The organism is Paraburkholderia sp. EG304 (assembly GCF_046543485.1).
Taxonomy (GTDB): Bacteria; Pseudomonadota; Gammaproteobacteria; order Burkholderiales; family Burkholderiaceae; genus Paraburkholderia; species Paraburkholderia youngii.
The window spans coordinates 65,241-91,723 of sequence record NZ_JBKGUA010000007.1 but is presented as its reverse complement, the minus strand read 5'-3'; the positions used below and the strand labels follow the sequence as shown (position 1 = coordinate 91,723).

The 26,483-nt window shown below is 65.9% G+C and carries 24 protein-coding genes and 1 pseudogene; 18 read left to right on the top strand and 7 right to left on the bottom strand.

Annotated features, from left to right (window positions below; genetic code table 11):
* Window positions 1–60: 60 nt before the first annotated feature.
* The gene (locus ACLFKU_RS11125; protein WP_410849134.1) at window positions 61–1,617 is read right to left on the bottom strand and encodes a protein adenylyltransferase SelO; all 1,557 of its coding nucleotides are present in this window, start codon (window positions 1,615–1,617) and stop codon (window positions 61–63) included.
* Window positions 1,618–1,827: 210 nt separating this feature from the next.
* Between ACLFKU_RS11125 and ACLFKU_RS11120 the strand changes: the two genes are divergently transcribed.
* The 3 genes from ACLFKU_RS11120 to ACLFKU_RS11110 all read left to right on the top strand — a co-directional run bounded on the left by ACLFKU_RS11120 (window position 1,828) and on the right by ACLFKU_RS11110 (window position 7,087).
* Window positions 1,828–3,525, top strand: coding sequence for a 3-(methylthio)propionyl-CoA ligase (locus ACLFKU_RS11120; protein ID WP_368585925.1), 1,698 nt, complete (start codon window positions 1,828–1,830; stop codon window positions 3,523–3,525).
* 146 nt (window positions 3,526–3,671) lie between these two features.
* Complete coding sequence (locus ACLFKU_RS11115) at window positions 3,672–5,762, top strand: 3-hydroxyacyl-CoA dehydrogenase NAD-binding domain-containing protein (protein ID WP_410849133.1); 2,091 nt, start codon at window positions 3,672–3,674, stop codon at window positions 5,760–5,762.
* A 146-nt stretch (window positions 5,763–5,908) separates the two neighbouring features.
* Complete coding sequence (locus ACLFKU_RS11110; protein WP_410849132.1) at window positions 5,909–7,087, top strand: acetyl-CoA C-acyltransferase; 1,179 nt, start codon at window positions 5,909–5,911, stop codon at window positions 7,085–7,087.
* 70 nt (window positions 7,088–7,157) lie between these two features.
* Here ACLFKU_RS11110 and ACLFKU_RS11105 read toward each other — a convergent pair whose 3' ends face one another.
* A complete protein-coding gene (locus tag ACLFKU_RS11105; RefSeq protein WP_410849131.1) occupies window positions 7,158–7,664 on the bottom strand; it encodes an LEA type 2 family protein in 507 nt (168 codons plus the stop codon).
* Between the two features lie 240 nt (window positions 7,665–7,904).
* Between ACLFKU_RS11105 and ACLFKU_RS11100 the strand changes: the two are divergent.
* From ACLFKU_RS11100 to ACLFKU_RS11080, 5 genes and pseudogenes are all read left to right on the top strand, one after another.
* Window positions 7,905–8,297: pseudogene (locus tag ACLFKU_RS11100) on the top strand (aminotransferase class I/II-fold pyridoxal phosphate-dependent enzyme); the annotation flags it as partial.
* A gap of 103 nt (window positions 8,298–8,400) precedes the next feature.
* A complete protein-coding gene (locus ACLFKU_RS11095) occupies window positions 8,401–8,886 on the top strand; it encodes a PaaI family thioesterase (protein ID WP_013089423.1) in 486 nt (161 codons plus the stop codon).
* Between the two features lie 76 nt (window positions 8,887–8,962).
* Window positions 8,963–9,961 carry an NADP-dependent oxidoreductase gene (locus tag ACLFKU_RS11090; protein ID WP_410849130.1) on the top strand — a complete coding sequence of 333 codons (999 nt, stop codon included), beginning with the start codon at window positions 8,963–8,965 and terminating at the stop codon, window positions 9,959–9,961.
* A 52-nt stretch (window positions 9,962–10,013) separates the two neighbouring features.
* Complete coding sequence (locus ACLFKU_RS11085; protein WP_410849129.1) at window positions 10,014–10,895, top strand: SDR family oxidoreductase; 882 nt, start codon at window positions 10,014–10,016, stop codon at window positions 10,893–10,895.
* Window positions 10,896–10,985: 90 nt separating this feature from the next.
* The gene (locus ACLFKU_RS11080) at window positions 10,986–11,945 is read left to right on the top strand and encodes an alpha/beta hydrolase (RefSeq protein ID WP_410849128.1); all 960 of its coding nucleotides are present in this window, start codon (window positions 10,986–10,988) and stop codon (window positions 11,943–11,945) included.
* Between the two features lie 65 nt (window positions 11,946–12,010).
* Here the strand turns inward: ACLFKU_RS11080 and ACLFKU_RS11075 are convergent, their stop codons facing one another.
* Together ACLFKU_RS11075 and ACLFKU_RS11070 are read right to left on the bottom strand one after the other, a co-directional pair.
* Window positions 12,011–12,877 carry an NRDE family protein gene (locus ACLFKU_RS11075; protein ID WP_410849127.1) on the bottom strand — a complete coding sequence of 289 codons (867 nt, stop codon included), beginning with the start codon at window positions 12,875–12,877 and terminating at the stop codon, window positions 12,011–12,013.
* Between the two features lie 144 nt (window positions 12,878–13,021).
* Entirely contained in the window at window positions 13,022–14,089 is a 1,068-nt protein-coding gene (locus ACLFKU_RS11070) for a YgfZ/GcvT domain-containing protein (protein ID WP_410849126.1), read from the bottom strand.
* Between the two features lie 78 nt (window positions 14,090–14,167).
* Here ACLFKU_RS11070 and mltG point away from each other — a divergent pair, with 78 nt between their 5' ends.
* The 10 genes from mltG (at window position 14,168) to ACLFKU_RS11020 (ending at window position 23,959) form a co-directional block, all read left to right on the top strand.
* Window positions 14,168–15,178, top strand: a complete 1,011-nt coding sequence (gene mltG / locus ACLFKU_RS11065; RefSeq protein WP_013089429.1) for an endolytic transglycosylase MltG — start codon at window positions 14,168–14,170, stop codon at window positions 15,176–15,178.
* Window positions 15,178–15,798: a dTMP kinase gene (gene tmk / locus ACLFKU_RS11060; protein WP_410849125.1), complete on the top strand. Its 621-nt coding sequence runs from the start codon at window positions 15,178–15,180 to the stop codon at window positions 15,796–15,798. The genes mltG and tmk overlap by 1 nt, the downstream gene beginning before the upstream one ends.
* A 95-nt stretch (window positions 15,799–15,893) precedes the next feature.
* Window positions 15,894–16,937: a DNA polymerase III subunit delta' gene (locus ACLFKU_RS11055; protein WP_368624024.1), complete on the top strand. Its 1,044-nt coding sequence runs from the start codon at window positions 15,894–15,896 to the stop codon at window positions 16,935–16,937.
* A gap of 49 nt (window positions 16,938–16,986) precedes the next feature.
* The gene (locus ACLFKU_RS11050; protein WP_368586290.1) at window positions 16,987–17,502 is read left to right on the top strand and encodes a GNAT family N-acetyltransferase; all 516 of its coding nucleotides are present in this window, start codon (window positions 16,987–16,989) and stop codon (window positions 17,500–17,502) included.
* A 102-nt stretch (window positions 17,503–17,604) separates the two neighbouring features.
* Window positions 17,605–18,396 carry a TatD family hydrolase gene (locus ACLFKU_RS11045; RefSeq protein WP_410849124.1) on the top strand — a complete coding sequence of 264 codons (792 nt, stop codon included), beginning with the start codon at window positions 17,605–17,607 and terminating at the stop codon, window positions 18,394–18,396.
* A gap of 46 nt (window positions 18,397–18,442) precedes the next feature.
* A complete protein-coding gene (locus tag ACLFKU_RS11040) occupies window positions 18,443–19,174 on the top strand; it encodes an ankyrin repeat domain-containing protein (protein ID WP_410849123.1) in 732 nt (243 codons plus the stop codon).
* Window positions 19,175–19,364: 190 nt separating this feature from the next.
* Window positions 19,365–19,721, top strand: a complete 357-nt coding sequence (locus ACLFKU_RS11035; RefSeq protein WP_018431989.1) for a Rap1a/Tai family immunity protein — start codon at window positions 19,365–19,367, stop codon at window positions 19,719–19,721.
* A gap of 154 nt (window positions 19,722–19,875) precedes the next feature.
* Window positions 19,876–21,099 carry a mechanosensitive ion channel family protein gene (locus tag ACLFKU_RS11030; RefSeq protein ID WP_410849122.1) on the top strand — a complete coding sequence of 408 codons (1,224 nt, stop codon included), beginning with the start codon at window positions 19,876–19,878 and terminating at the stop codon, window positions 21,097–21,099.
* Window positions 21,100–21,261: 162 nt separating this feature from the next.
* On the top strand, window positions 21,262–22,674 hold the full coding sequence (gene otsA / locus ACLFKU_RS11025) for an alpha,alpha-trehalose-phosphate synthase (UDP-forming) (protein ID WP_368586286.1): 1,413 nt from the start codon (window positions 21,262–21,264) through the stop codon (window positions 22,672–22,674).
* Window positions 22,675–22,891: 217 nt separating this feature from the next.
* Window positions 22,892–23,959 carry a glycosyltransferase family 4 protein gene (locus ACLFKU_RS11020; protein WP_176119827.1) on the top strand — a complete coding sequence of 356 codons (1,068 nt, stop codon included), beginning with the start codon at window positions 22,892–22,894 and terminating at the stop codon, window positions 23,957–23,959.
* Between the two features lie 244 nt (window positions 23,960–24,203).
* Here ACLFKU_RS11020 and ACLFKU_RS11015 read toward each other — a convergent pair whose 3' ends face one another.
* The 3 genes from ACLFKU_RS11015 to ACLFKU_RS11005 form a co-directional block, all read right to left on the bottom strand.
* On the bottom strand, window positions 24,204–24,791 hold the full coding sequence (locus ACLFKU_RS11015) for a YSC84-related protein (RefSeq protein WP_026228012.1): 588 nt from the start codon (window positions 24,789–24,791) through the stop codon (window positions 24,204–24,206).
* A 381-nt stretch (window positions 24,792–25,172) separates the two neighbouring features.
* Window positions 25,173–25,622 carry a hypothetical protein gene (locus tag ACLFKU_RS11010; RefSeq protein ID WP_368586285.1) on the bottom strand — a complete coding sequence of 150 codons (450 nt, stop codon included), beginning with the start codon at window positions 25,620–25,622 and terminating at the stop codon, window positions 25,173–25,175.
* 231 nt (window positions 25,623–25,853) lie between these two features.
* Entirely contained in the window at window positions 25,854–26,153 is a 300-nt protein-coding gene (locus tag ACLFKU_RS11005; protein ID WP_410849121.1) for a PsiF family protein, read from the bottom strand.
* Window positions 26,154–26,483 lie beyond the last annotated feature (330 nt).

Below are 26,483 nucleotides of genomic sequence, written 5' to 3'. Positions count from 1 at the left end.
TCGGGTTTGTACCGGTGTCTTCTGGCGGGATGGCCGCGGCGATTGAACCGCGCCGGCGCGTCATGACGAACAGCTCACTTCCAGCGAGCTCGCCCAGTCGGGCGGCAGACCCGCATACGTCGCGTATTCGGGCTGCTCGTCGAACGGACGACGCAGCACGGCCGCGAGCCGTTCCACCTCGGAGAAATCCTTCTCCCTCGCACGCTGGATCGCCGTTTCCGCCAGATGGTTGCGAAGTACGAATTTGGGGTTCACGCGATTCATTGCAATGGCGCGCGCAGCGTCGTCGCGTGACTCAACGGCCAGCCGCGCGCGGTAGTCGTTCGCCCATGCGTCGAAGGCGGCGCGATCGAGGAACAGATCGCGTACCGGCGCATCGCCGCTCGCATCGTGTTTCGACAGGCGCGCGAGATTGCGGAACGTCAGCGTGAAATCGGCGCGGTTCGTGTGCATCGCTTCGAACAGCCGGTTCACGAGCGCGTCGTCGCCGTCGCGCGCCTGTTCGAGGCCGAGCTTCGCGCGCATGCGGTTTTCGAGCGCCGGCGCGAAGCGCTCCTTGAAGCCGGCGAGCACATGCTGCGCTTCTTCGACCGCCTTGTCGGCGCGCACGCTTTCGTCATGCTTTTCGCCGAACAACGGCAGCAATCCCTGCGCGAGGCAAAAGAGGTTCCAGTACGCGATTTGCGGCTGCAGCCGGTAGGCATAACGCCCCTGCGTATCGGAGTGATTGCAGATGTGGCCGGCATCGAAGCCATCCATGAAGCCGAACGGTCCGTAGTCGATCGTCAGGCCCAGGATCGACATGTTGTCGGTATTCATCACGCCGTGACAGAAACCGACCGCCTGCCAGTCGACCATCAGATCGGCGGTAGAGCGTACCGCTTCGGCGAGCAGCGCCAGATACGGATCGTCGGCCTCTCTGCAATGCGGATAGAAGCGTTCGATCACATGATCGGCCAGCGCGCGCAACGCGTCGACCCGATCGTTCGCATAGAAGTGCTCGAAGTGTCCGAAGCGCACGAAGCTCGGCGCGACGCGCGTGACCACCGCGGCGGTTTCGATCGTCTCGCGCCGCACCGGCTGGTCGGAGCCGATCACGCACAACGCGCGCGTGGTCGGAATGCCGAGATGATGCATCGCCTCGGAGCACAGATATTCGCGGATCGACGAGCGCAGCACCGCGCGGCCGTCGCCCATGCGCGAATAAGGCGTGCGGCCCGCGCCTTTGAGCTGCAGCTCGTTGCGCTCGCCGTCGTGTTCCAGCTCGCCCAGCGTGAGCGCGCGGCCGTCGCCGAGCTGGCCGGCCCACACGCCGAATTGATGGCCCGAGTACACCGACGCATAAGGCAGTGCGTCGGCCGGCCAGTCGCGCGTCGCATTGCCGCAGAACAGCTCGAGAAAGCCCGGCTCGCGTTCGATGCCCTCGGGCATCCCGAGCCGCGCGGCGGTGTCGGCCGAGAAGCCGACGAGGTAGGGTGCGTCGAGCGGCGCGGCGGGCAGCCGCGTGAAGAAGGTGCCGCCGAGCCGCGCGAACGCGTTGGCTGGGGGAGTGGCGAGTGTGTTGGAAAGATCCGTCAATGCTGCGGATAACCCTGCAATGCTTGGGGAAAACGACATGTTGAGCGCCTCTGGATTAGCCGATATTGTAAGTCCGCGCCCGCGGCGGTGCTGGGCGGCCGGCTACATCGTTCGGACCGTGCTGCGTACGACGCCGCCACGATCGTGCACCTCGCGCTGTTCGGCGCGCTATCCGTTTCACGACCATATATTCAACGAACCCGACTGCAACCCCATCGACACACTAACGAGCCGAGGAGACCCCGCCTTATGACGACGCCGCTGCTGGGCCAGATGATGGACGTGCCGCTCACCGTATCATCGTTGCTCGCGCATGCCGCGCGCCATTTCGGCAGCACCGAGATCGTGTCGCGGCGCATCGAAGGCGACCTGCATCGCTATACCTACCGCGATTGCGAGAAGCGCGCGAAGCAACTCGCGCAGGCGCTCATCGCGCTCGGCGTCGAACCGGGCGACCGGGTCGCGACGCTCGCGTGGAACGGCTACCGGCATCTCGAAGCGTATTACGGCACCACCGGCTTCGGCGCCGTGTGTCACACCATCAATCCGCGCCTTTTCCCCGATCAGATCGCCTACATCATCAATCACGCCGACGATGCGTACGTGCTGTTCGACACGACGTTCGCGGCGCTGGTCGACACGCTCGCGCCGCAGTGCCCGCGCGTGCGCGGCTGGATCGCACTGTGCGATGAAGCGCATCGGCCGCCGATGCAAACGTCGGTGCTGTGCTACGAAACGCTGATGGACGGGCAGGACGGCGTGTTCGACTGGCCCGCGCTCGACGAGCAGCAGGCGTCGTACCTCTGCTATACGTCGGGCACGACTGGCAATCCGAAAGGCGCGCTGTACACGCATCGCTCGACGGTGCTGCATGCGTTCGGCGCGGCGTTGCCCGACTCGATGAGCCTATCGGCGCGCGACTCGGTGCTGCCGATCGTGCCGATGTTCCACGTCAACGCGTGGGGCCTCGCGCATGCGGGGCCGCTGACCGGCGCGAAGCTCGTGTTCCCCGGCAAGGATCTCGACGGCAAGTCGCTGTACGAACTGATGGAGAGCGAACGCGTCACGTGCTCGGCCGGCGTGCCGACCGTGTGGCTCGGTCTGCTGAACCACCTGCGCGAAACCGGAGCGAAGTTTTCGTCGCTCGAGCGCACCGTGATCGGCGGCTCCGCCTGTCCGCCCGCGATGCTGCGGGTGCTCGAGGACGACTACGGCGTGCAGGTGATCCATGCATGGGGCATGACGGAGATGTCGCCGCTCGGTACCTTGTCGAAGCTGAACTGGGAGCAGAGCCAGCGGCCGCTCGCCGAGCAGCGCAAGTTGCTCGAAAAGCAGGGCCATGTGATCTATGGCGTGGACATGAAGATCGTCGGCGAGGATGGCCGCGAGCTGCCGTGGGACGGCGTTGCGTTCGGCGATCTGCACGTGCGCGGGCCGTGGGTCATCGACCGGTATTTCCGCAAGGAAGATTCGCCGCTCATCGACGGCTGGTTTCCGACCGGCGACGTCGCGACGATCGACCCCGACAGCTTCCTGCACATCACCGACCGCTCGAAGGACGTGATCAAGTCGGGCGGCGAATGGATCAGTTCGATCGAACTCGAAAACGTCGCAATCGCGCATCCGGCGGTCGCGGAAGCCGCGTGCATCGCATGCGCGCATCCGAAGTGGACCGAGCGGCCGCTGCTCGTCGTCGTCAAACGCGCGGGGCACGACGTCACGCGCGACGAACTGCTGGCGTTCTACGACGGCAAAGTGGCGAAGTGGTGGATTCCCGACGACGTCGTGTTCGTCGACGAACTGCCGCACACGGCGACCGGCAAGCTGCAGAAGCTCAAGTTGCGCGACCTGTTCCGCGACCATGTGCTGCCGTCCGCGCTCGAAGACAGCCGCGACTGTCCGCTGACCACCGAGGCCCAGGGGAAACCCCGTTCGATAATAAATTGAACGTTCGTGCTTTTTCGGTGTATTCTGCGCGCTGACACCCGGACCGTCGCTTGAGAAAGTCTGACAATAGTCAGGCTCGATGAACCGGACAGGCGGCGCATCATGCGCCGCCTCAATGAATGCATGGATCGCACGGAGGCACGCAGATGGCAGTGGACTACACAACTCATGACGGCGTGGCCGTTCTCACGCTGAACAATCCGCCCGTCAATGGGCTCGGTCTGTCGACGCGGGCGGGGATCGTCGAAGGGCTCGATCGCGCGCAGAACGACTCGGCCATCAAGGCCATCGTGCTGACCGGCGCGGGCAAGGCCTTCTCGGGCGGCGCCGACATCACCGAATTCAATACGCCGAAGGCGACCCAGGAGCCGACGCTCGCGACCGTCATCAAGGCCGTCGAAGGCAGCGCGAAGCCGGTCGTCGCGGCGATTCACAGTGTCGCGATGGGCGGCGGCCTCGAGCTTGCGCTCGGCGCGCATTACCGCGTCGCCGCGGCCGGCGCGCAGATCGCGCTGCCCGAAGTGAAGCTCGGCATCCTGCCGGGCGCTGGCGGCACGCAACGTCTGCCGCGCGCGATCGGCCTCGAAGCGTCGCTGAACATGATCGTGTCGGGCGCGCCGGTGCTGTCGGAAAAGCTCGCCGATTCGGGGCTGTTCGACGAACTCGTCGCGAATCCCGCCGAACTGGCCAAAGCCGCGCTCGCGTTCGCGCGCAAGGTCGGCGCCCAAACGGGCCCGCATCCGAAGGTGCGAGACCGCAAGATCGAACATCCGAACGCGCCCGGTTTCATCCAGTTCGCGCGCAATAGCGTCGCGGCCATCGCGAAGAACTTCCCAGCGCCGCATAAATGCATCGACGCGGTCGAGGCCGGTGTGAAGGATGGCTTCGACAAGGGCCTCGCATTCGAGCGGGAATGCTTCATCGCGCTCGTGCAGACGCCGGAGAGCCACGCGCTGCGTCACGCGTTCTTCGGCGAGCGCGCGGCGAGCAAGATTCCCGACGTGCCGTCCGATACGCCCGTGCGCGACATCAATCAGGTGGCAGTGATCGGCGCCGGCACGATGGGCGGCGGCATCGCGATGAACTTCCTCAACGCCGGCATTCCGGTCACGCTGCTGGAAACGAAGCAGGAGGCGCTCGACCGCGGTCTAGCGACGATCCGCAAGAACTACGAGGCCACCGTCAAGAAGGGCAAGCTGAAGCCCGAAGTGATGGAGCAGCGTCTCGCGCTGCTGAGCCCGACGCTGTCCTACGACGACCTGAAGCACGCCGACATGATCGTCGAAGCCGTGTTCGAAGAGCTCGGTGTGAAGGAGCAGGTGTTCGGCCGGCTCGATGAAGTCGCGAAGCCGGGCGCGATCCTCGCGTCGAACACGTCGACGCTCGACGTCGACAAGATCGCCGCGTTCACGAAGCGTCCGCAGGATGTGGTCGGCATGCACTTCTTCAGCCCGGCCAACGTGATGAAGCTGCTCGAAGTCGTGCGTGGCAAAGAGACCGCGAAAGACGTGCTCGCCACCGTGATGAAGCTCGCGAAAAAGATCAGGAAGACCGCGGTGGTGTCGGGCGTGTGCGACGGCTTCATCGGCAACCGGATGATCGAGCAGTACCTGCGCCAGGCGCTCTTCATGCTCGAAGAGGGCGCATTGCCCGCGCAAGTCGACAAGGCCATCGAGAAATTCGGCTTCGCGATGGGCCCGTTCCGCATGAGCGACCTCGCCGGCAACGACATCGGCTGGGCGATCCGCAAGCGCCGCTACGTCGAGCATCCCGACATGCACTACTCGAAGATCGCCGATCGTCTGTGCGAGATGGGCCGCTTCGGCCAGAAGACCGGCGGCGGCTGGTACGACTACAAGACGGGCGATCGCACCGCGTATCCGTCCGGCGTGGTCAACGAAATGATCGTCGAGTACTCGAAGGAAACCCACTGCGAGCGCCGCAAGATCAGCGACGAGGAAATCGTCGAGCGTCTGGTGTTCGCGCTCGTCAACGAAGGCGCGAAGATTCTCGAGGAAGGCATCGCGTCGAAGGCGTCGGATATCGACATGGTCTATCTGACCGGCTACGGCTTCCCGCTCTATCGCGGCGGCCCGATGCTGTACGCGGACACGGTCGAGCTCTACAACGTCGAGCGCGCGATTCGCCGCTACGCGGCGCGGCCGAACGGCGACGCGTGGAAGCTCGCGCCGAGCATCGCGAAGCTGGCGGCCGAAGGTCGCGGCTTCAACGACTGAGCGCGGCTGACTTCAGCACACGAATTGAGCGCTGCGGGTGACGCCCGCAGCGCTCGCATCAAACGACAGAGGCGGCGCGGTGATGCGCTTTTGAACGCACGGCGGTGAGCCGGCGCGCCACTTCGACATTGCAATTGGAGACACCCATGACTGACGCCCTAATCGTATCCACCGCCCGCACGGGCCTCGCCAAATCGTGGCGCGGCGGTTTCAACATGACGCACGGCGCGACGCTCGGCGGTCACGTGACGCAGGCCGCGGTCGAGCGCGCGAAGCTCGATCCGGCGCGCGTCGAGGACGTGATCATGGGGTGCGCGAATCCGGAAGGCGCGACGGGCGGCAATATCGCGCGTCAGATCGCGTTGCGTGCGGGCCTGCCGGTCAGCGTGCCGGGCATGACCGTGAACCGTTTCTGCTCGTCGGGATTGCAGACGATCGCGCTCGCGTCGCAACGCGTGATTGCCGGTGAGGGCGACGTATACGTCGCGGGCGGCGTCGAGTCGATCTCGTGCGTGCAGAACGAAATGAACCACCACATGATGACCGACGGCTGGCTCACCGAGCATAAGCCGGAAATCTACTGGTCGATGCTGCAGACCGCCGAGACCGTCGCGAAGCGCTACTCGATCTCGAAGGAGCGCCAGGACGAATACGGCGTGCGCTCGCAGCAGCGCGCGGCGGCCGCGCTCGAAACCGGCAGGTTCAACGACGAGATCGTGCCGCTGACGGTGCTCGCCGGTGTCGCCGACAAGGCGAGCGGCCGTCTCTACACGAAGGAAGTGACCGTCAGCGGCGACGAAGGGATTCGCGCCGACACGACGCTCGAAGGCGTGTCGAAGATTCGCACCGCGCTGCCGGGCGGCGTGATCACCGCGGGCAATGCGAGCCAGTTCTCGGACGGCGCATCGGCTTGCGTCGTGATGAACGCGACGCTGGCCGAACGCGAAGGTCTGCAGCCGCTCGGCATTTTCCGCGGCTTTGCGGTGGCTGGCTGCGAGCCGGATGAAATGGGCATCGGCCCGGTGTTCGCGGTGCCGAAGCTGTTGCAGAAGGCCGGCCTCAAGGTCGACGACATCGGCCTGTGGGAGCTGAACGAAGCCTTCGCGGTGCAGGTGCTCTATTGCGCGGACAAGCTCGGTATTCCGCACGACCGCCTGAACGTGAACGGCGGCGCGATCGCGGTAGGCCATCCGTATGGCGTGTCGGGTGCGCGGCTCGTCGGCCATGCGCTGATCGAGGGCAAGCGGCGCGGCGTGAAGTTCGTCGTCGTGACGATGTGCATAGGCGGCGGGCAGGGCGCGGCGGGTCTGTTCGAGATCGCGTGACTCGGGCGCGAGCGCGGCTCAAGAAGACGGGCGGCGTGGGTTCGACGCTTTTATCCCGCCGCCATCGTGCCTACTGCGACGCCATACCCGGCAGCGTCAACATGCCCTGATCGGTGAAGCGTGTCGTGCCGGTCAGGCCGCCCGCGAGCTTGCCTTGCAGCCGGTATGGAACCTGCCCGGACTGCGCGATGCCCGCAAGCCCGAGCGCCTGGCGAACCGCGGCAAACGCGGGCACGGTCAGCGGCACGCTGACGACGGTTTCGCCGAAGCGCGGCACGGTGCCGCTCTGATCGCTGACACCGCTGGCGAACGGCTTGCCGTTCAGTTCGAGATCGACCGCGATGCCGTTGAAGCTCACCGCGGAGTCGTTCGGGTTCTGCACGCGCAGCTTCAGATTGAAGCGCATCTCGAGGCCTTCGCCGGCCAGCGGCTCGATGCCGGCGACGTTGACGCGCAACGCATCGCCGCCGAGCAGGCCGGCGCATGCGCCAAGCGTCAGCGTGATCGCGCAGACGAGGTGGAAACAGCGTACGAAGGTAGCGAGACGGCCGAAAAGCCGCGTGCGTGGGAAGGACATGACCGGCACCTCGAAGCAGGAAGCGGTTGGTCACGCATTCTAACTGGCGGCGAGGCGTCGATTCTCGTGATCGGGTCGGAGTTTCAGGTAGTACGCCGCCACGATCTCGCGACGGCACCGGCGAGTCGCCGGACGGCTCGACGGACGAGTTCGCGAAGGTCCGCCGCATCGCCGGGCGAAGCTTGCGCGATCAGCACAGCCGCGCCCGCGCGCGACGCGTGCGACGCGCGGATCGACATGGCCGTGCTCGCCGGGTTTCTGGGGACGGGCGCTTACGCGCGGCATTTGCGGCGCTTGCGCGAGAGTCTGCGGCTGCAGCGCGAGCGCATGGCGGCGGGGATCGCCGCGGCGTTTCCCGATGGCACACGCTTCACGCCGCCGCGCGGCGGCATGTTCTTTTGGGTGGAGTTGCCGCACGGGTTGTCGTCGGCCGCATTTTTCGAGGCGGCGTTGGACGATGGCATCCGCATCATGCCTGGGACCGTTTTTTCGAACACCGGGCGCTTCGATCGTTTCATTCGCCTGAGTTGCCCGAGCGCGGACCTCGATCTGCTCGATGAAGCGGTGCGCCGATTGGGGCGCTTGGCGACGCGCATGCTGCAGCGGAATGAGGCGGATGGAGCCACGCGATAGCCGGTAGAATTTCCCATTTAGCGTTAATGCGTACACCTCGCGGAGTACCGGCACGCGGCGAACCGATTTCCGGGCTTGCCGGCCACGAACTCCACACACCGCCATGACCGACCCAACCACTTCCGCCACAACAGGCAACCCATCGTTGCCGGAAAGCCCCTTCATCGACCGTCTCGGCGCGCAGCTGCTGCGCGCCGCCGATGGCGTCAGCGAAGTCGTGCTGCCGTTGCAACCCGATCACATGAACACATGGGACGTCGCGCACGGCGGCGTCACGATGACGCTCGCCGACGTCGCGCTCGCGATGGCCGCGCGCAGTCTCGCGGGCGACGGCGTCGGCGTCGTCACCGTCGAGATGAAGGTCAACTTCATGCAGCCGGGGCGCGGCGAGTTGCGCGCGACCGGCCGCGTGCTGCATCGCTCGACCACGATGGCCTATTGCGAAGGCGAGATCCGCGACAGCGAAGGTCACTTCGTCGCCAAGGCGCTCGGCACCTTCAAGTACATGCGCCGCCTCGCGGTGGGCCGCGACGTCAGGCGTCAGCGTCTGCGCAGCGATCCGGCGGCCAAGCCCGGTCCGAGCGACTGAGCCCCCTGATCGCAGAGTTCAGACCTGGATTCGACACATGCGGGTCACCCCGCCAACAACCCAAGGAGACGACTTCATGGCCCAGATCAACCGCCAGGTGCTGCTGGTTTCGCGTCCGCAAGGCGAAGCCACGCCCGCTAACTTCAAGCTCGTCGAAACGCCGCTGGCGCCGCTCGCCGACGGCGAAGTACGAGTGCGCAACCACTATCTGTCGCTCGATCCGTACATGCGCGGACGCATGAACGACAGCAAGTCGTACGCGCCGCCGCAGCCGCTGAACGAAGTGATGATCGGCGGCACGGTGGGCGAGGTCGTCGAGACGAGGAATCCGAAGTTCGCGGTCGGCGACAAGGTCGTCGCGATGTTCGGCTGGCAGGAGTACGGCACCTCGAACGGCGCGGGCATGCAGAAGGTCGACGACACGCACGTGCCGCTCTCCGCGTATCTCGGCCCGGTCGGCATGCCGGGCGTCACCGCGTGGTACGGGCTGAACCGCATCATCGCGCCGAAAGCGGGCGAGACCATAGTCGTCAGCGCGGCGAGCGGCGCGGTGGGCAGCGTGGTCGGCCAGCTCGCGAAGGTGGCCGGCGCGCGCGCGGTCGGCATCGCGGGCGGCGCGGACAAGTGCCGCTACGTGGTCGACACGCTCGGCTTCGACGCCTGCGTCGACTACAAGGCCGGCAACCTGTACCAGGACCTGAAGGCCGCGACGCCCGACGGGGTCGACGGCTGCTTCGAGAACGTCGGCGGCGAGGGGCTCGACGCGACGCTCGCGCGCATGAACCCGTTCGGGCGCATCGCGCTGTGCGGCTTCATCGCGGGCTATGACGGCCAGCCGTTGCCTCTCAAGCATCCGTCGCTGATGCTGACGCAGCGGCTGCTCGTGCAGGGCTTCATCGTCAGCGAGCACATGGACGTGTGGCCGGAGGCGCTCAAGCAGCTCGGCACGCTCGTCGCGCAGAAGAAGCTGCACTATCGCGAGACGATCGCGCAAGGGCTCGAAACCGCGCCCGAGGCATTCATCGGCTTGCTCAAGGGCCGCAACTTCGGCAAGCAACTGGTCAAGCTGATCTGAGCACGACGTCGTCACGCATCGGCCAGCCGCCACTCAAACAGGGAGTCACAGGATGTTCGAATTCGCAGGCAAGGTGGCGGTGATCACCGGCGCGGGCAGCGGCTTCGGCCGCGCGTTCGCGCACAAGGGCGCAGCGCTCGGCATGAAGCTCGTGCTCGCCGACGTCAACGCCGGGCAGCTCGCGCAGACCGTCGACGCATTGCGCGAAGCCGGCGCCGAAGCGATCGCCGTACCGACCGACGTATCGAGCGCCGCGCAGGTCGAAGCGCTCGCGCGAGCCGCGCTCGCCGCGTTCGGCAAGGTCCACCTGCTGTTCAACAACGCGGGCGTCGGCACCGGCGGCTTCCTGTGGGAAAGCTCGGCCAACGACTGGTCGTGGGTGTTCGGCGTCAACGTGATGGGCGTCGCGCACGGCGTGCGTGTGTTCGCGCCGATCATGCTGGCGCAGAACGAGCCCGCGCATATCGTCAATACGGCGTCGGTCGCGGGGCTGCTCGCGCCGCCGGGGATGGGCATCTACAACGCGTCCAAGCATGCGGTGGTGGCGCTGACCGAGACGCTCTATCACGACCTGAAGCTCGCGCAGGCCGGCACGGACGGCGAGGTCGGCTGTTCGCTGCTGTGTCCCGCCTTCGTGCCGACCGGCATCGCCCAGGCCGAGCGCGCGCGTCCGGACGAACTGCGCAACGCGAGCCGGCCGACGCGCTCGCAAATCGCTGCGGCCAGGCAGTTGCAGCGCGCGGTGCAGTCGGGCAAGCTCAGCGTCGACGATGTCGCCGACATTGCGTTCGAGGCAATCGCCGCGCGCCGTTTCTATATCATCACGCACCCGGGCATCATGGCGACCGTCAAGCTGCGTCACGAGGACATCGAGCAGTTGCGCGAGCCGTCCGATCCGATGTCGCTGAAACCCGAAGTGAAGAACGCGGAGTAGCGGCCGGCTGCGTGGCCGCTGCGCCGGGTCCTGACAACAATTGGCGCACTGCGCGTCGCGCTGCGCTGTGCGCATCACGTTGCTGAAACCATGCCGCTGAATCCAACGATCGAGCAGGTGCTCGACATGATCGCGCGGGCCAAACGCCCGCAATATCACCAGATGAGCGCGCAAGCGGCGCGCGCGTCGTACGAGAAAAGCGCGCCGATCCTCGAGATCCCGAGCGCGCCGATGTACTCCGTCGAAGACCTGCGGGTGCCGACGCGCGATGGCGCGACGATCCGCGCGCGCCTGTACTTCCCGGTCGAGCCGAACTGGGCCGAGCCCCTGCCGGCGTTCGTGTACTACCACGGCGGCGGCTTCACGGTCGGCAGCGTCGACACGCACGATGCGCTGTGCCGGATGTTCGCGCGCGACGGCCAGTGCGCGGTGCTGTCGGTCGATTACCGGCTCGCGCCCGAGCACAAGTTTCCGACCGCGGTCGACGATGCCTTCGACGCTCTTAGCTGGCTGCATGCGCACGCCGCGGAATTCGGCATCGACGACACCCGGCTCGCGCTCGGCGGCGATAGCGCGGGCGGCACGCTCGCGACGGTCTGCGCGGTGCTCGCGCGTGATGCCGGCATCGCGCTCGCGCTGCAATTGCTGATCTATCCGGGCACCACCAGCCATCAGCAGACCGACTCGCACTCGCGCCTCGCCGACGGCTTCCTGCTGTCGGGCGACACGATCCAGTGGTTCTTCGAGCACTACCTGCGCGATAGCGGCGATCGCGACGACTGGCGTTTCGCGCCGCTCGACGGCGAGCGCGGCGCGCCGGAGTTTCGTGGCGTCGCGCCCGCGTGGATCGCGACCGCCGAATACGATCCGCTCAGCGACGAGGGCGATGCGTACGCGGAAAAACTACGCGCGCTCGGCAATCCGGTCACGCTCAGGCGCTACGCCGGCATGATCCACGAGTTCTTCAAGATGGGCGGCTTCGTGCCCGAAGTCGCAGAGGCGCATGCGGATGCCGCGGCGGCGTTGCGCGCGGCATTCGGTATCGGGTGAGGGACGTTGTCGCGAAGCGGTGAGCGGCCGGCGGCGAATGCGCCGGCGAGGCGGTGTTCGAACGATCACGCCACGCTCATCCGGTCGCGCTCGACATTGAACGCGAAGCTGCGCTCGAAATCGCCGGGCCGCACGATGCGGTGCGAGCCGTTGTCGTCGCTGCGCTCGGCGACCGCGACGCCGATCACGTCGCCATAAGCGGCGACGCGCAGCGCGGTGGTGCTGCGCGTGCCATATTCCGGCGATTCGATGAATGCCGCCGACAGCACCCGTTCGCGTTCGAGCGGAATACCGGTCGACGGCAATTCGTCGTCGCGCGCGAGCCGCGGATCGCGCATCAGATCGATCAGGCGTTCGAGCGGCGGCATCGCATTGCGCGCGAGCAGCGTGCTGAGCTCGCCGCGCTTTCTGACCAGTTTCGGCCACGCGGTGTCGAGCACCGCGTTCGAGATGCCGTGCGTGCCGGGCGCGAGCAGTGTGGGGCCACTGTTTGCGTCGACGGCGCCGCGATTGCAGTACCACGCGAGCTCACGGCGCGTCCAGTCGCCGACCAGCAGGTTGAAGCCGTTGTAGATGTCGCCGCTTTGCGCGACGTGCTCCAGATACGCGAGCGGCGTCTCGTGCGGGTGGCCGTCGGGGTCGCGCGCGGCGCTCGTGAGCCAGTTGCTGACGAGCGTGCCGCGGGTCGGCGCATCGGCGCGCATTTCACCCGGCGCGCGGTAATTGGTCAGCGCGGCGAAGCGGCCGTCGCGCGACAGCCCGAGCCACGTGCCGCCGCCCACCAGATCGCGGCCCGCCAGCACGCCCGGCGCGTCGCGCCACCAGCCGATCGGCTCGGCCGTGCGACGAAAAAACTCGTCGCGATTCGCGGCGAGCGTGAACAGCGGACCATCGACCGCATCAGGTCGCCAGTCGAAAACGATCAGGCACATCGGGGAGCATCTCCCGTTCAGAGCATCGGGCGGCCGCCTGATGCCGCAAAGGCAGACGGCAAAGAAAGCGACAAAAATCAGACGAGGATAAAGCAGCTAATAAAAAACGGCGCCCGATTGCGCCGCTTCTTACCTGCCCAACGATCAGACCTCGGCCGGCAGCCCGTAGGGCAGCGTCAGGAAACGCAACGTGGGGCCGTCGGTCGCGCCGACGTGCACGCTGCCGCTGTCGAGCGCCGTGAGCTTGATCTCGACCAGCAGATCGACGCCGCCGCCTTGTGCCGATGCCGCGTTGACGATCATCCCGCACGGCTGGCCGGGATCGTCCGAGTGGAACAGCTCAGCGCCGGGGCGCACCGTGTCCAGCTCGCCGGCGACGTTGGCGAGCGACGTGCGCCGCTTGATCGTGCCGCGATACTGGCTGCGCGCGACCACTTCCTGACCCGGATAGCAGCCCTTGCGGAAATTGACCGCGCCGAGCACGTCGAAGTTGACCATTTGCGGCACGAACTGCTCGACCACCGGTTGCGTGATGCGCGGCTCGCCCGCGCGGATATCGAGCCAGTCCCACACGGCCGGCGACACGCGCTTTAACTTGCCATCCAGCGACGGCAGCAGCGCTTCGACCTGCGCCTTCGGCCCGATCCACAGATAGCGCAGCCGCTCCAACGCGTCCGGCACGCGGATCAGCGTGCCCGCGGTGCCGTCGACCTGCACGTGCACACCGTCGGGCAGCGCGTCGAACACGCCGGACAGCGCGCCGCGCACGTCGCCCGCGAGGCCGACCACCGCGAGTTCGCCGCTCGCGTCCACGAGCCTGGCTTTGGCGCGCAGCACGAACATCGACAGGCGCTTTTGCACGGCGGCCTGCACGTCTTTCGATACCAGCAGCCGGATCGTGTCGCCGCTGCGCCAGCAGAGGAACGACGCGAGCAGCCGGCCCTTGGCCGAGCAGTAGCCGGCGAGGCGCGCGTTCGCGGCATCGAGATGCTGGACGTCGTTGGTCAACTGGGCGTGCAGGAAGCTGGCCGCGTCGTCGCCGGTCGTGTCGATCACGCCGAACTGCGACAGCGGCATGTACGCGCCATGTTCGAGCACAGCGGCGAATTCTTCGGCCGACGGGCGCGGCAGGATGGGCAGGGCGGCGGGCGTCGCCGCGGTGGGAGTAAGACCGGAAGCGTTACCTGGGGCGTTCACGAGCGGTGTGTTCATGGATTCCGGGAACAGTCAATTCTGACTTTGGCTAAGGCAAACAGTTATTATATTCAGTCCAACCCAGTCACGTTTCGCATGACCCTTTTCAAGAAATGTTTCGCAGCCGGCGCGCTCGTCGTTGTGCTGGCCGCGGCGGCCATCGCCGCTGGATACTATTGGGCCACCCGCCCGCTCGAATTGACCCCGGCGCAACTCGACGTCACCGTCAAACCGCACAGCAGCCTGCGCAGCGTCGCGCTGCAGCTCAATCGCGGCGGCGTGCCGGTCGAACCCGAGCTGTTCATCGCGATGACGCGGCTGCTCGGGCTGCAAAGCGATCTGAAGTCCGGCAACTACGAGTTCAAGAGCGGCATCACGCCTTACGAGGTGCTGCAGAAAATCGCCCGCGGCGACGTCAACGAATACGTGGCGACGATCATCGAAGGCTGGACCTTCAAGCGCATGCGCGCCGAGCTCGACGCGAATCCCGCGCTCAAGCACGACACGCTCGGCATGAGCGACGCCGATCTGATGAGCGCAATTGGCGCGCCCGAGGCGTCGATCGGCAACGGCGAAGGGCTGTTCTTCCCAGATACCTACCTGTTCGACAAGGACACGAGCGACCTCGACATCTACCGCCGCGCTTACCGGCTGATGCGCGTGCGGCTCGACGAAGCGTGGCTCGCGCGCGCGCCGAATCTGCCGTACAAGACGCCGTACGACGCGCTGACGATGGCGTCGATCATCGAAAAGGAAACCGGCAAGGCGTCCGACCGGGCGCTCGTCGCCGCCGTGTTCGCCAACCGTCTGCGCGCGGGCATGCCGCTGCAGACCGACCCGACGGTGATCTACGGGATGGGCGACAGCTACGCCGGCCGCATCAGGAAGAAAGACCTGCAGACCGACACTCCCTACAATACCTACACCCGGATGGGCCTACCGCCGACGCCGATCTCGCTGCCGAGCGTCGCGTCGCTGCAGGCGGCGATGAACCCGGCGCCAAGCAGCGCGCTGTACTTCGTGTCGCGCGGCGACGGCAGCAGCATCTTTTCTGACACCCTCGGCGAACACAATAAGGCCGTGGACAAATACATTCGAGGGCAATGATGGCGCGCGGCAAATTCATCACTTTTGAAGGCATCGACGGCGCGGGCAAGACCACCCATCTGGGCTGGTTCCGCGAACGCCTCGAGGCGAAGCTCGCGCCGAGCGGCCGCTCGGTCGTGATGACGCGCGAGCCCGGCGGCACACCGCTCGGCGAACAGATCCGCGAGATCGTGCTGCATCAGAAGATGGACCTCGAAACCGAGGCGCTGTTGATGTTCGCGCTGCGCCGCCAGCATCTGGCCGAGGTGATCGAGCCGGCGCTCACGAGCGGCGACTGGGTGCTGTCCGACCGTTTCACCGACGCCACGTTCGCGTACCAGGGCGGCGGCCGCGGCCTGCCGCGCGACAAACTCGAGACGCTCGAGCGCTGGGTGCAGGGCGGCTTCCAGCCGGATTTGACCGTGCTGTTCGACCTGCCGCCCGCCGTCGCCAACGAGCGGCGCAGCGCGGCGCGCAACCCGGATCGTTTCGAGAGCGAGTCGGCGGCGTTTTTCGAGCGCACGCGCGCCGAATATATGCGCCGCGCCGAAGAAGCGCCGCATCGATTCGCTATCATCGACTCTTCGCAGAGCATCGTGAGAATTCAGAAGCAGCTTGAAGAGTTGATCGCAACTCTTTGATTTCAGGACGATATAACCGATCCTTATAACCGCGTGCCAAGTTGATTCGCTATCTGAAGTAACGCGTGCAACCAATTGATTCATAAAGACAAACGATGATCTATCCGTGGCAAGCCGATGACTGGAGCCGCCTGCAACAACTGCGCGGCCACTGGCCGCACGCGTTGTTGCTGCACGGTCAGGCGGGCATCGGCAAGCTGCGCTTCGCGCAGCATCTCGCGCAGGGTCTGCTGTGCGAGGCGCCGCAGCCGAACGGCGAGCCGTGCGGTGCGTGCGTGGCCTGCAACTGGTTCGCGCAAGGCAATCACCCCGACTACCGCATCGTCGTGCCGGAAGCGCTCGCCGCCGAAGCCGGTCTCGCGAACGCCGCGAATGGCGCCGACGACAAGGCAGAAAAAGCCGAAGGTGACGAAGGCAAGAAGACCCGCACGCCGAGCAAGGAAATCAAGATCGAACAGATCCGCGGTCTGCTCGACTTCGTCGGCGTCGGTTCGCACCGCGGCGGCGCGCGCGTGGTCGTGCTGTATCCGGCCGAGGCGCTCAACGTCGCGGCCGCCAACGCGTTGCTGAAGACGCTCGAAGAACCGCCCGCGGGCGTCGTGTTCCTGATGGTGTCAGCGCGCATCGACCGTTTGCTGCCGACCATCATCAGCCGCTGCCGTCAGTGGCCGATGAGCGTGCCCGCGCCGGACGCCGCAGCGCCATGGCTCGCCGCGCAAGGCGTCGACGACGCCGCCGCGCTGCTCGCCGAAGCGGGCGGCGCGCCGCTCGCCGCGCTCGCGCTCGCCAGCGACGAGAACCGGCCGCTGCGCGACTGGACACTCAAGCAGCTGGCAGCCGGCGCCAACTGCGACGCATTCGCCTGTGGCGAGGCGCTGCAGAAGCTGCCGGTGCCGCTCGTGCTCGGCTGGCTGCAGCGCTGGATGTACGATCTGCTCGCGCAGCGCACGGCCGGCGCGCCGCGCTATTTCCCGCAGGCGTCGGCCGCGCTTGCGCGATGCGCCGCGCAGGCCGACGCCAATGCATTCGCGCGCTTTCTGCGCACCGTCACGCGCCAGCGCGCGGTCGAAAACCATCCGCTGAACGCGCGGCTCGTGTTCGAGGAACTGTTCATCGGCTATCGCGCGCTGTTTGCGTGAGCCCGCAGCCAGACAGCCTTCCGTCTCATTCCATTCAAGCCAAGCCACCATGAGCCTTTCCTACCGCGACGCCACGCTCGACGATCTGCCCGCGATCGTCGCCATCTACAATTCGACGATCCCGTCGCGTCAGGTCACCGCGGACCTCGAACCGGTCAGCATCGAGAGCCGGCATGCGTGGTTTCATGCGCACGGTCCGCAAAAGCGGCCGTTGTGGGTGGTCGAAGATCCGCAGCAGGCGGGGCGCGTGATCGCGTGGCTGAGCTTTTCCGATTTTTATGGCCGTCCGGCCTACCAGCGCACCGCCGAAGTCAGCATCTATCTCGACGAAAGCGCGCGCGGCCAGGGTCTCGGCAAGCAGTTGCTGGCGGCTTCGCTCGACGCGGCACCGGGGCTTGGCATCGACACGGTGCTCGGCTTCGTGTTCGGTCACAATGAAGCGAGCGTGCGGCTGTTCCGCGGCTTCGGCTTCGACGCATGGGGCACGCTGCCGCGCGTTGCGGTGCTCGACGGCGTCGAGCGCGATCTGGTGATTCTTGGCAAGCGCCTTGCGCACGCGAGTTGAGCACGCGAGTTGAGCACGCTGCCTGAACATACCCAAGCTGTCCCAAACGGCCCCGGCCACGCCGTCGCCCGGCCGCAAAGCCCTTTTTCGCAGGACCTGACCATGTTTGTCGACTCACACTGCCATATCAACTTCGAAGGACTCGCGGACCGTCTGCCGCAAGTGCTCGAAAACATGCGCAGCCATTCGGTGTCGCACGCGCTGTGCGTGTCGGTGGACCTCGAAACGCTGCCGTCGGTGCTCGATATCGCCAGCCGCCATGACAACGTGTACGCGTCGGTCGGCGTGCATCCCGATCACGAGCACATGCGCGAGCCGAGCGTGGCCGAGCTGGTCGAACTGGCCGAGCATCCGAAGGTCGTCGCGATCGGCGAAACCGGGCTCGACTACTACCGCCTCGAAGGCCGCTCGATCGCCGACATGGAGTGGCAGCGCGAGCGCTTTCGCACCCACATCCGTGCCGCGCACGCGACGGGTAAGCCGCTGATCATCCACACCCGCTCGTCGTCGGAAGACACGTTGCGCATCATGGCCGAGGAGCGCGCGGGCGTGCCGGGCGGCGTGATGCATTGCTTCACGGAACCGTGGGCCATCGCCGAGCAGGCGCTTGCGCAGAATTTCTACATTTCGCTGTCGGGCATCGTCACGTTCAAGAACGCGACCGATGTGCAGGAGGTCGCGCGCCGCGTGCCGCTCGAGCGTCTGCTGATCGAAACCGATTCGCCGTATCTGGCGCCGGTGCCGTATCGCGGCAAGCCGAATGAACCTGCGTACGTCAGTTATGTCGGACGCTTCATCGCGCAGCAGCGCGAGATGCCGGACGAGGCGCTAGCCGCCGCAACCACGCAAAACTTCTTCAGGCTGTTCGGAATCGCCGCACCGGACGGCGTCTGAAAAAGCTGAATTATCAAAGAGATAGGAAACTTTCCTAAAGTACCATATGAAAAACATTTCGACGTCGTCCGCTGATTTTCAACCGCTGTACGCCGGGCCGGCCGCCCGGGCTCTCTCGCCGGCACGCCGTCTTGCGTGCGCCGCCGCGCTCGCCTGCGCGGCGCTAGTCGCGGTGCCCGCGCATGCAGCGCCGATCGACACGCTGATCAAGGCGGTCAAGTTCGACGACGTCAGCGGCGTCAACAAGCTGCTCGCCAAGGGCATGGACCCGAACAGCGTCGACAACCAGGGCATGCCGCTGCTCGTGATCGCCGCGCGCGAGAAATCCGACAAGGTCGCGGCCGCGCTGCTCGCGAACCCGAAGACCGACGTCGAGATTCAGGACAAGGCCGGTGAGAACGCGCTGATGATGGCGTCGCTGGTCGGCGACCTGAACCTCGTGAATCTGCTGATCGCGAAGGACGCCGAGGTCAACAAGAAGGGCTGGGCGCCGCTGCACTACGCGGCCGCGAACGGCCACGACGACATCGTCAAGGTGCTGCTCGACCACTCGGCCTACGTCGACACCGGCTCGCCGAACGGCACCACGCCGCTGATGATGGCCGCGCGCGGCGGCCACGTGTCGACCGTCAAGCTGCTGCTCGACAACGGCGCGGACCTGTCGGTGAAAAACCAGATCGGCATGACCGCGCTCGATTTCGCCAAGACCTACAAGGAGCCGGACGTCGTCGAAGGACTCACGGCGCGCATGCAGCAGACCCAGCAGCAGAAGCAATGACGCTGTCGGCAGGCGGCGCGGCGCGCCCGCGGGGCCGTGCCCTTTGCTGCGGTTTTGTCCGAGCCGCGCGGCAGCGGGCCTGCTGCCGCCGTGTAAAACAGTGCAGAATGACGACTTCGGCGCGCCGCGTAGCGCGCCGTCCGGACGCGGCAGAAAGACCGCGTGATAAACAACCCTGGAAAGGAACACCATGCTGCGGGCATTGATTTTCGCCGGCGCGCTTGCCTTGCCGCTTTCGGCAGCCGCGTTTACGGGAGGCGACCTCAACAAGCTGTGCACCAAGACGGACATCGCTTCGCGTAGCGCCTGCGCGGCCTACATCGAAGGCGCGGCCGACGGCATCTTCAACACGATCGACGCGATCGGCGGCACCACCGGTCCGCGCGTCGGCCAGTACTTCTGCCTGCCGCCGGATGCGCGCTCGGCGCAGTTGACCGACGCGGTGCGCAAATACATCGCCGAGAATCCGAACGCCGCGGGCTACAACGCGAGCACGGCGATTTCGCTGGGTCTCGGCAAGGCGTTTCCCTGCAAGAGCGGCAGCTGACCGATAACCGCCGCGCATCGAAGAACCCGTTGTAACGCCCAGGCGCCGTCGTGCGCCTCGGTGTCGGGGTCATCGCTCCCGCTGGGGCGCCCCCGGATGTCAGTAGTCCCGCAGGCGCGCCGCCGCTCATCGAGCCCGGAGGAAGATGCCCGTTATGCCTACTATCGACGACTTCTACCGCGTGGCCGCCGCGCCGCTGCATACGTGGCTCGGCGCGCTGATCGTGACGGCCTTCGTGACGATCGTGGCGATCGGCGTTCACCGCTTCGGCGCGCGCGTCGTGATGCGTCTCGCGCAGCCGCATGCGCTGACGAGCGTCGTGCTGCGCTACATCGACAAGCCGTCGCTGTTCGTCCTCGTGATCCTCGTGTTCGCATGGGTCTGGTCCGAGGCGCCCGATACCCTCAACTTCATCGAACCGGTGCGCGACATCACCGGCATCGCGCTGATCGCCGCGCTCACGTGGCTGTCGGTACGCTCGGCCGCGGCGATCGGCGAAGCGATCATCCGCGCCCATCCGCTCGATAGCGCCGATAACCTGCAGGCGCGCCGCATCCATACGCAGGCGCGTGTGCTCGCGCGCTCGGTGATGATCGTGATCGTGATCATCGGTGTCGGCGGTGCGCTGATGACTTTGCCCAATGTGCGGCAAATCGGTGCGAGCCTGCTGGCTTCCGCCGGTGTCGCCGGCCTGGTCGCTGGTATCGCGGCGCGGCCGGTGCTCGGCAACCTGATCGCCGGTTTGCAGATCGCGCTGTCGCAACCGATTCGCCTCGACGACGTCGTCGTGATCCAGAACGAGTGGGGACGCATCGAGGAAATCACCGGCACCTACGTATCGGTGCGGCTCTGGGACCAGCGCCGCCTGATCGTGCCGCTGCAATGGTTTATCGAAAACCCGTTCACGAACTGGACACGCAACAGCTCGCAAATCATCGGCACCGTGTTTCTGTTCGTCGATTACCGGATGCCGCTCGCCCCGCTGCGCGAGGAGCTCGCGCGCATCGTCGAGAATGCGCCCGAGTGGGACCGCCGCGTGCAGGTACTGCAGGTAACGGACTGCACCGAACGCGCGATGCAGTTGCGCGCGCTCGTCAGCGCGCCCGATTCCGGCCTCGCGTGGGATTTGCGCTGCCGCGTGCGCGAAGGGCTGCTCGATTTCGTGCACCGGCATTACCCGGAATACCTGCCGCGGGCGCGTGCGGAGGTGTCGGCGGAGCTGGAGACCAGCGGCGCGGGTCCGATCGACTGGCTGCCGCGCAGCCGGCAGGCGCCCGCCGGCAGCACCGCCGCGCATACCGAAGCCGATCCGGTGGCGAGCCGCCTCGGCCGCACTGGCGCGGCCGAGGTCCCGCATAAGGCGAAGGAACAGGCTTAGCCATGCGTTGCCGAGCGCCAATCACGAATCGCTAATCACTAATCGCGACTCGCGGCCGCGCTCACGCCCAACGATGCGCGGGCACGCCGATTGCTACTAACGGGCGCACCACGCCCGCGCAGTCGGCGCGGCGCACCGCAAGAACTACGGAGGACATGCAATATGGGCCGATTGATCGTCGTGTCGAATCGCGTCGCGACGCCGACGGAGACCAAGGGATCGGCGGGCGGACTGGCTGTCGGCGTATTCGGCGCGCTCAAGGATGCAGGCGGCGTCTGGTTCGGCTGGAGCGGCGATGTGGTCAGCGAGACGGTCGCCAATGCGGGGCCGATGCTCGAGCAGGACGGCGCGGTGACCTTCGCGACCGTCGGCCTCACGCGCAAGGACTACGACCAGTACTACCGGGGCTTCTCGAACGCGACGCTGTGGCCGGTATTCCACTACCGCAACGACCTCGCGCGCTACGAGCGCGACGAGTACGCGGGCTACCGGCGCGTCAACGCGTGGCTCGCGCACAAGCTGGTCAAGCTGCTCGAACCGGACGACATCATCTGGATTCACGACTACCATCTGATCCCGTTCGCCGAGGCGCTGCGCAGCGAGGGCGTGACGAACCGCATCGGTTTCTTTCTGCACATTCCGTTTCCCGCGCCGCAGATCCTGCTCAACATTCCGCCGCACGAGGAACTCGTGAAGTCGCTGTCGTGCTACGACCTGCTCGGCTTCCAGACCGCCACCGACCAGCAGGCGTTCCACGACTACGTGACGCGTCACGCGCGCGGCACGGTCAGCGCGGACGGCATGGTCGAGGCGTTCGGGCGCAAGCTGCGCACCGGCGTGTACCGGATCGGCGTGTTCCCCGATGAAATCGCCGAGCAGGCCAAGCGCTACGAAAGCCGCCAGCACGTGCTCGAACTGAAGCAGAGTCTCGAAGGGCGCAAGCTGATCATGAGCGTCGACCGGCTCGATTATTCGAAGGGGCTGGTCGAGCGGTTTCGCGCGTTCGAACTGCTGCTCGAACGCTCGCCCGAATGGCGCGGCAACGTCACGCTCGTGCAGATCGCGCCGCCAACGCGCTCGGACGTCGCGACCTATCAGAAGATCCGCCAGGATCTCGAATACGAGGCGGGGCGCATCAACGGCCGCTACTCGGGGCTCGATTACACGCCGATCCGCTATCTGAACCAGCAGTACGACCGCTGGAAGCTGATGTCGCTGTTTCGCGAGTCGCAGATCGGCTTCGTCACGCCGCTGCACGACGGCATGAACCTCGTCGCGAAGGAGTACGTGGCCGCACAGAATCCCGAAGATCCCGGCGTGCTGGTGCTGTCGATTTTCGCGGGCGCCGCGGCCGAGCTCTCCGGCGCGGTGCTCGTCAATCCGCACGATGCGATCGGCATGTGCGAAGCCTTGCAGCGCGCACTGCAGATGCCGCTCGACGCGCGCCAGCGGCGTCACGAGATCAACATGGCCGCGCTGCGCGAGAACGATCTCGGGGTGTGGCGCGACAGCTTTCTCAGGGATTTGCGCAGCGTGCCCGTGCGTCGGCCGGGCGAGGGCGGGGGCCACAAATGACGACGCGGTGATGGCGGATGTAAGCCGTTTGTAACAGCACCGAGCAATTGCAAGACCTGCGGCTTTTCCACCGGCGCCAGGGAATAATCCTCCGTAGCGACGATGCATGCGGCGCTTAGGGACCGCGTGAATTGATCCGACGTCATGGCGCTGTCATACTCGGCGTCGCCGACGGCATCGCGATTGCGCGCCAGCTGTCGGCTCACGGAGACACAATATGAAGATTGCGCAGATCGCCCCGCTGACCGAATCGGTGCCGCCGAAGCTTTACGGCGGCACGGAGCGGGTCGTGTCGTACATCACCGAGGCGCTGGTCGAGCAGGGCCACGACGTGACGCTGTTCGCGAGTGGCGACTCCGTCACGAGCGCGAAGCTCGAACCGGTGTGGCCGCGCGCGCTGCGGCTCGATCCGGGCATTCGCGACCGCGTCGCGCCGCACATGCTGCTGATGGAACTGGTGCGCCGCCAGGCCGAAGACTTCGACGTGCTGCATTTCCATCTCGACTATTACTCGTTCTCGGTATTCAAGCGGCAGGAAACGCCATTCGTCACGACGATGCATGGGCGGCTCGATCTGCCCGAGCAGCAGCCAGTGTTCGACACCTTCAACTCGGTGCCGGTGATCTCGATCTCGAATGCGCAGCGTCATCCGCTGCCGCAGGCGCGCTGGCTCACCACGGTCTATCACGGCCTGCCGGAGCAGCTCTATACACCGCAACCGGTCGAGCAGAAGTACCTCGCGTTTCTCGGCCGGATTTCCCCGGAAAAACGCGTCGATACGGCGATCCGCATCGCGGGCCGCTGCGGCATGCCGATCCGCATCGCCGCCAAGGTCGATGCGGCCGACCGCGAATACTTCGAGCGTGACATCCGGCCGTTGCTCGATCTGCCGTACGTCGAGTACATCGGCGAGATCGCCGATCATCAGAAGGCCGAGTTTCTGTCGGGCGCGCATGCGCTGCTGTTTCCGATCGACTGGCCGGAGCCATTCGGTCTCGTGATGATCGAGGCGATGGCGTGCGGCACGCCGGTGATCGCGTTCAACCGCGGCTCGGTGCCGGAAGTGCTCGAAGAGGGCGTGACCGGGTTCATCGTCGAGGACGAGATCGGCGCGGTGGCGGCCGTCAACCGGCTGCACAAGGTGCCGCGCGCGGGCGTGCGGCGGCGCTTCGAGGAGCGCTTCACGTCGCACCGGATGGCGCGTCAGTATGTGGAGGCGTATCAGTCGGTGATTCGCGCGCAGAAGCGCTCGCGGTTCAAGGTGATCGATTCGTCGGGCGCTTGACGCGGGACCATTCGCGCGTGTCGAAGCGGAGAACGGCGGTGCGCGAGGCGCGCCGCCGTTTTTTTCGCGCTCGGGTTTTCTCGCGTGTGAGCGCCGGCATCGGCATCGCACAACAAAAAGGCCGCGCGATGGCCCACACAGGGTCCCTCGCGCGGCCTTCGCCGCGATGCGATCCGGATGCAAAGCCTGCGCGCGTGTCGGGATGCGCGCGCAGGTGTTCAGGGTAGCGTGCCGGGCAACGCGCTCAGATCTTCAGCCGCGTGACCTTCGTGCCTTGCAGCGACACGTCGCCCATCAGGCCCGCGTTGGTCAACACGAAAACCTGCACCGGCGCGGTGGCCGTGGTCGTGTCGACGGCGCCGTTCGCGCCGACCTTCACGAGCGCGACCGATGCATCGACGCCGGCCGACCAGCCGTCCGCGTTGCGGAATTTGTCGAGCGAATCCTGCGTCATGAACAGGAAGATCAGTGCCTTCGACTGCGCGCCCGCCGTCAGGCCGAACGAGCCTGACACGGTGCTGTAGTAGCCGACCGTCGCGCCGCCCACTCGCAATGCGCCTTCGCCATACTGACCGCCGACGATGAAGCCCGCCTGTATCACCGACGGGAACACCAGCACGCCGCGCGCCTTCGAGACCAGCTCACGCGAGCCCGGCACGGTCGTGAACAGTCTGGACAGCGTGCCGTCGACGCTGGCGTCGATCGACTGTCGTTTCGAGGCGTTGACATGAGCATTGTCCGGAGTGTTGCCCGTCGTCGTGCACCCGGCGAGTGCAAGGCCTCCGAAAGCTAGCGCAGCGGTCGTCTTCAACATGAAGTGTCGTCTTTGCATCGTTTTTCTCCGTGGTGGATCCGGGGCGCAACCGTGTTGATGTCGCTTGGTTGCCTCTGAGTTATATCACAGCCTGGTGTAAAAGGCGCGTCGCCTGGCAACGCGAAAAGCCTTATGGGACAAGGGTTTGAGGCTAATCGTAAGGCGCTTTTAAGTAATTTTGACCGGCCCGCCGGGCGGCGTCGAAGTACGCGTCGGGCGAAGATCGGAGGAGCCGAAGCGGACGAGCGCCCGAGGCGTGGCGATTTTGGGGACGCTTCGGCGCGGCCCCGCGATGCGCCGGTTTTTACCGATTTTCGCGTCGTGCCGCGGTCCATCGACATGGAAATGAAAGTGTTGTTTCGACGCAGCAGATTGCAGTACGAACGGCGTGGCCGCCGCTCAGCCGTGATTCACCGGACTCTTGACCGCGGGCGGGCGCCGCAGCGCGCGGCGCACCATGCCGATGATCGCGCCGATCGCGAACAGGACCGCCGCCGGCACGATCCAATAGCCGACGAACGCGTGCCACAGATACGCGAACAGCGTCGAGCGACGCACGTTGTATTCGTTGATCGCGTCCTGCTGACGCGGCGCGTTGGCGGCCAGCACGTCGGCCGGGCAGCCGGCGGCTTTTGCCTCGTCGGGTTTGCCATGACAATGCGCGGGCGCGCCGGCGGCGCGCTGCGCCTGAGTGAAATTCCAGGTGGTCAGCGCGCGCTCGAGATCGACCGCGTTGTACGACATTTCCTCGCGGATCTCGTTGACCGCGACGATCGCCACAGGCACGGCCCAGAATATGATGACCAGCAACCACCGCCTTAACCAGCGGTTTTTGTGCTTCGATACCATCCTTGCCTCCGATCGATGCTCAGTAGCACCAACGACAAGATGGCGGCCCAGTTTTGATTGATTCTATATGTGAGGGTGGGCCGTCTCCGCAGCCATCATAGAAGAAAACGGCGCGTTGCGGCGGATGGACTACGAAGCAGGGGGCGAGCGAAGCGCCGCGCGGGTGGAACCACGCACCGGCGCCGTGTCGACAGGCAGGGCGCCGGCTGGAGGAACGGCTACGCGTCTTGTTCAGTTGGCAGGCGTCGACGAGGATAGGCAGGTCTTCATGAACGCCTTGCGGTCGTCGCCCTTCTTGTCGCCCGCCTGCTTGTTGCAAGCCTTCATCTTGTCCTGCTGGCTCATCGGCGCGGCGGCGGCCGGTTTCGCGGAAAGACAGGTTTGCATGAACGCCTTGCGCTCGTCGCCTTTCTTGTCGCCGGCCTGCTTGTTGCAGTCGGCCATCTTGGTCTGCTGGCTGTTCGCCGCGAACGCCGGCGATACGAGTACCGCGCCCAACACCAGCGTAGCGATAGCGGATTGGATTTTCATGGGACACTCCATCGGTGGTGAAAACGTTTCTGGTCGTTTATGCGCGCGGGCGACGCCAGCATCCATGGGCCCATCGGCGCATCCATTATGGCAAATGCCGTCTGCCAGAACGGCTCGAAATGCATTCCGGTTGACAGCGCTCCGCGCTCGTTTTCCCTGAGTGGCGCAGAGCAACCGGTGATGCGGCGTTTGAAACGGTCGAATGAAGGAGCGCGCGAATTTTTGTTATGCAATGCAGATTGGTTGCGCCGATTATTCCTTGCTTATTGAATAGAAATTACGGCTCGCGGTATTTGGATATATTGCTAACAGGCAATCAGGATTTCTACA